We start from the raw sequence: 290 nt of genomic DNA on the forward strand, positions 1-290 counted from the left end.
GTGGCCATCAGGCCTTCCGCCTGCAACTCCTGCAATTTGCCGTCGCGGTCGAGATATTTTACCCGCACCGAAGCCGGGCGCTCGACCTCGGCATAATAGTCGGGGATCGAGAGGCAGCCTTCCTCATAGACCGAACGCTGGTCGGAACTCTCGAGCACTTCCGGATTGATGAAGACATGCGGCTGAGGCTCCTCGCCTTCCTTGGCGAGATCGATGACCAGAAGCCGTCGCGGCTCGCCGACCTGGATCGCCGCAAGGCCGATGCCCGGCGCGTCATACATGGTCTCCAG

The 290-nt window shown here is 62.1% G+C and carries 1 protein-coding gene; it reads right to left on the minus strand.

Features of this window, described 5'->3' with window-relative positions; translation table 11 throughout:
• Positions 1 to 290: peptide deformylase (locus EN807_RS34690; protein WP_189522713.1), on the minus strand; the 290-nt coding region annotated here is incomplete at both ends.

It is taken from the genome of Mesorhizobium sp. M5C.F.Ca.ET.164.01.1.1, assembly GCF_004792125.1.
GTDB lineage: Bacteria > Pseudomonadota > Alphaproteobacteria > Rhizobiales > Rhizobiaceae > Mesorhizobium > Mesorhizobium wenxiniae.